This is a genomic window from Streptomyces sp. NPDC058683, assembly GCF_042716195.1.
Classification (GTDB): Bacteria; Actinomycetota; Actinomycetes; order Streptomycetales; family Streptomycetaceae; genus Streptomyces.
The window spans coordinates 1-3563 of sequence record NZ_JBHXSK010000106.1; the positions used below are offsets into that span (position 1 = coordinate 1).

Consider the following 3563-nt stretch of genomic DNA (forward strand, 5'->3'; position numbering starts at 1 on the left):
CGGTTACATTCCGAACCCGGAAGCTAAGCCTTACAGCGCCGATGGTACTGCAGGGGGGACCCTGTGGGAGAGTAGGACACCGCCGAACAAATTTTAGGAAAGGCCCACGCCATATGGTGTGGGCCTTTCTGCATTTACGGGCGTTTTTGGATTCGCGTTGGATTCGCGGAGGAACGGGCAGGCCCGACGGCGGGCCTGCCGCGGAGTTTCAGAGCCGGCCCGCCGCTTTCAAGGCCAGATATGCGTCGGCCAATGCGGGAGCGAGATCTTCAGGCGTCGCGTCCACAACCGTCACACCGTGCCGGCGGAGTTGTTCTGCCGTGCGGTGCCGTTCGCTCTGCGCCTGTGCTGCTGCTGCCGCCTCGTACACCGCGTCGGCGTTTCCGCGTGCCGTCGCCATGCGGGCGACACGCGGGTCGGCCACCGAAGCGAGCAGGACCGTGTGGCGTTGAGTCAGTTGCGAGAGAACGGGAAGCAGGCCCTGTTCGACCGGTGCCGCGTCGAGCGTCGTCAGAAGGACGATCAGGGAACGGCGTGGAGCCGTACGGAGCGCCGTGGCCGTGAGTCCGCGCGCGTCCGTTTCGACGAGCTCGGGCTCCACCATGGCCATCGCGTTGACCAAGGACGGGAGGACATCGCCTGCGGCGCGGCCCTGGACGAGGGCGCGGACTCGGCGGTCGTAGGCGAGCAGATCCACGCGGTCGCCCGCGCGTGAGGCGAGGGCGGCGAGAAGGAGTGCCGCGTCCATCGAGGCGTCCAGGCGTGGGGCGTCGCCGACGCGGCCGGCGGAAGTGCGGCCGGTGTCGAGGACCAGGAGGATGTGGCGGTCGCGTTCGGGACGCCAGGTCCGTACGGCGACCGCCGACTGGCGTGCCGTCGCGCGCCAGTCGATGGAGCGGGTGTCGTCGCCGGGAACGTACTCGCGCAAGCTGTCGAATTCGGTGCCCTCGCCGCGGGTCAGGACGCTGGTGCGGCCGTCGAGTTCACGCAATCGGGCGAGTTTCGATGGCAGGTGCTTGCGGCTGGTGAACGGGGGCAGAACCCGTACGGTCCAGGGCACTTTGTGACCTCCCTGGCGGGAGAACAGGCCGAGGGGGCCGTAGGAGCGGATCGTGACGCGTTCTGCCTGCCGGTCGCCGCGGCGGGTGGGGCGCAGGCGGGTCGTCACGCGCCGGCGTTCGCCCGGCGGCACGGTGAGGCGGTGGCGTGAAGCGTCGATCTCCGTGCCGGGCTGCCAACTGCTAGGCGGCCAGCCGTCCCTGAGCCGGGCCCGGAGGGTGCGTCCGGACGTGTTGGTCACGGTCAGGGTGATGTCGGCGGTCTCGCCGAGGCGCACGGATGTGTCACCGGAGCGGGTCAGCACGAGACGTCGTACCGGAGCGGCCAGGGCGAAGTCGCAGGCGCAGGCCAGGGCGAGCGGACCGTTGACCGCGAGGATGCCCGTCCAGCTCGGTTCCCAGATGCCGATGGGGATCGATCCGATTGCCGCGAGGAGGGCGGCGCGTCCGGTGAGGGGCATCAGCGGGGGACCGGGACGTGGGCGAGGATCGCGTTGATGACGGAGTCGGCCGTCACGCCCTCCATCTCTGCCTCGGGGCGCAGCTGGACACGGTGGCGGAGGGTGGGCAGGGCGAGGGCCTTGACGTCGTCCGGGATGACGTAGTCGCGGCCGGTCAGCCAGGCCCATGCGCGCGAGGTGGCCAGGAGGGCGGTGGCGCCGCGTGGGGAGACGCCGAGGGTGAGGGACGGCGACTCGCGGGTGGCGCGGCAGATGTCCACCACGTAGGCGGTGATCTCGGGGGAGACGGTCGTCTTGGCGACCGCGGCGCGGGCGGCTTCGAGGTCGGCGGGGCCGGCCACGGGGCGTACGCCGGCGGCGCGCAGGTCGCGCGGGTTGAAACCCTCGGCGTGGCGGGTGAGGACGTCGATCTCGTCCTGGCGGGAGGGGAGAGGGATCGTCAGCTTGAGGAGGAAGCGGTCGAGTTGGGCTTCGGGGAGGGGGTACGTGCCCTCGTACTCGACCGGGTTCTGGGTCGCGGCGACCAGGAACGGGTCGGGGAGCAGGCGCGGTGTGCCGTCGACTGTGACCTGGCGTTCCTCCATGGCTTCCAGGAGGGCCGACTGGGTCTTGGGCGGGGTGCGGTTGATCTCGTCCGCGAGGAGGAGGTTGGTGAAGACCGGGCCGGGCTGGAAGGAGAACTCGGCGGTGCGGGTGTCGTAGACGAGGGAGCCGGTGATGTCGCTCGGCATGAGGTCCGGGGTGAACTGGACGCGCTTGGTATCCAGTTCGAGTGCGGAGGCGAGGGTGCGGACGAGCAACGTTTTGGCGACCCCGGGGACTCCTTCAAGTAGTACGTGTCCGCGGGCCAGGAGAGCGACGACGAGGCCGGTCACGGCGGGGTCCTGGCCGACCACGGCTTTGGCGATCTCGGCGCGCAGGGCCTCCAGGGAGGCCCGTGCGTCGGCCGGGTTCCCGGTGTTCCCGGCGTTGTCAGTGGTCGGGTCCATCATGGACGGCGTACCTCTCTTTCGAGGGCGTCGAGTTGGTCGGTGAGGGCGATGAGGGCCGCGTCGTCGCCGGGTGGCGGACCGAAGAGGAGGGAGTGCAGGGCCTGCCCGTCGCCGTGGAGGTGGGCGGAGAGGGCGGGGAGCAGGGCCTCGGGAGAGTGCGCCTGGGAGACGGGGACGCCGACGAGGGGGGCGAGGCGGGTGCGAGCGGTGGAGCGAAGAGCGGCGGCCGCGCGGTCGCGGGCGTTGGCTTTGCGGTAGAGGCGGGCGCGGCCTTCGACGGTTTCGGAGGCGCGGATCGCCACGGGGAGTTTCTCGGGTACCAGGGGGCCGAGTCGGCGTGCCCGCCAGAAGGCGGCCAGGACCGCGGCGAAGAAGAGCTGGAGTGTGCCCCAGAGCCAGCCGGAGGGGAGCAGGTCGAACAGGGACTTCTGGTCGCCCGTACCGGCGGCGGAGGCGTCGGAGAGCGAGGGGAGGTACCAGACCAGATGGTGGCGGGAACCGAGGAGTTGGAGGGCGAGCGAGGCGTTGCCCTGTTCGTCGAGCCGGTCGTTGAGCAGGATGTCGGGCGCGCCGAGGACGATGGTGTCGCCGCCTCCGGAGGCCGCGGGGACGCGGATCAGCGTGGCCAGACGCTGGCTGGGGTAGCAGAAGTCGGCGTCGAGGTGGGTGGTGGTGTAGCGGATGCCACCGGTGTCGGCGCTGCCCGCGCGGCGGGCCTCGGCCAGGTTGCAATGGGGGTCGAGCGTGGACTTCAGGCTGGTGGCGGGGTCGGCGGTGACGCCGGGGGCGAGCCGTTCGACGGACGTGCTGCCGGCGGCGACCAGGATCGTGCGGCCGCCCGATCCGGCGGTCGACACCCGCAGTTGGGACTGCTGACCTGGGGTGAGCAGGTCGGGGACGGCGACGAGCAGGGTGGTGTCGCGGCCGGGGGGGGGGGGGGGGCGCGCCGCGGGGGGGGCCCCCCGGGGCCGGGGCCCCGCGCCGCGTCCGTGCCCTGGACGCCGAGGACGAGTGCTCCGGCACCGGCCGCGTTCAGGCACATCGCCCAGACC

3 protein-coding genes and 1 rRNA gene are annotated in these 3563 nt (G+C 71.6%); 1 reads left to right on the plus strand and 3 read right to left on the minus strand.

Annotated elements, in window-relative coordinates; genetic code table 11:
- A 5S ribosomal RNA gene (rrf, locus tag ACFWXC_RS52415) occupies positions 1–88 on the plus strand; the annotation flags it as partial.
- A 120-nt stretch (positions 89–208) separates the two neighbouring features.
- On the opposite strand, the gene ACFWXC_RS52420 is transcribed toward rrf, so the two are convergent.
- The 3 genes from ACFWXC_RS52420 to ACFWXC_RS52430 form a co-directional block, all read right to left on the minus strand.
- Positions 209–1519: a DUF58 domain-containing protein gene (locus ACFWXC_RS52420; protein WP_384491341.1), complete on the minus strand. Its 1311-nt coding sequence runs from the start codon at positions 1517–1519 to the stop codon at positions 209–211.
- Complete coding sequence (locus ACFWXC_RS52425) at positions 1519–2508, minus strand: AAA family ATPase (RefSeq protein WP_384491374.1); 990 nt, start codon at positions 2506–2508, stop codon at positions 1519–1521. Before ACFWXC_RS52425 ends, ACFWXC_RS52420 begins: the two co-directional genes overlap by 1 nt.
- Positions 2508–3563: DUF4350 domain-containing protein (locus ACFWXC_RS52430; RefSeq protein ID WP_384491343.1), on the minus strand; the 1056-nt coding region annotated here is incomplete at its 5' end. The genes ACFWXC_RS52430 and ACFWXC_RS52425, both read right to left, overlap by 1 nt.

What these genes read in the sequence shown, in the direction of transcription:
- ACFWXC_RS52425 (WP_384491374.1), bottom strand. Translation starts at nt 2,508, where the DNA reads ATGGACCCGACCACTGACAACGCCGGGAACACCGGGAACCCGGCCGAC.
- ACFWXC_RS52420 (WP_384491341.1), bottom strand. Translation starts at nt 1,519, where the DNA reads ATGCCCCTCACCGGACGCGCCGCCCTCCTCGCGGCAATCGGATCGATC.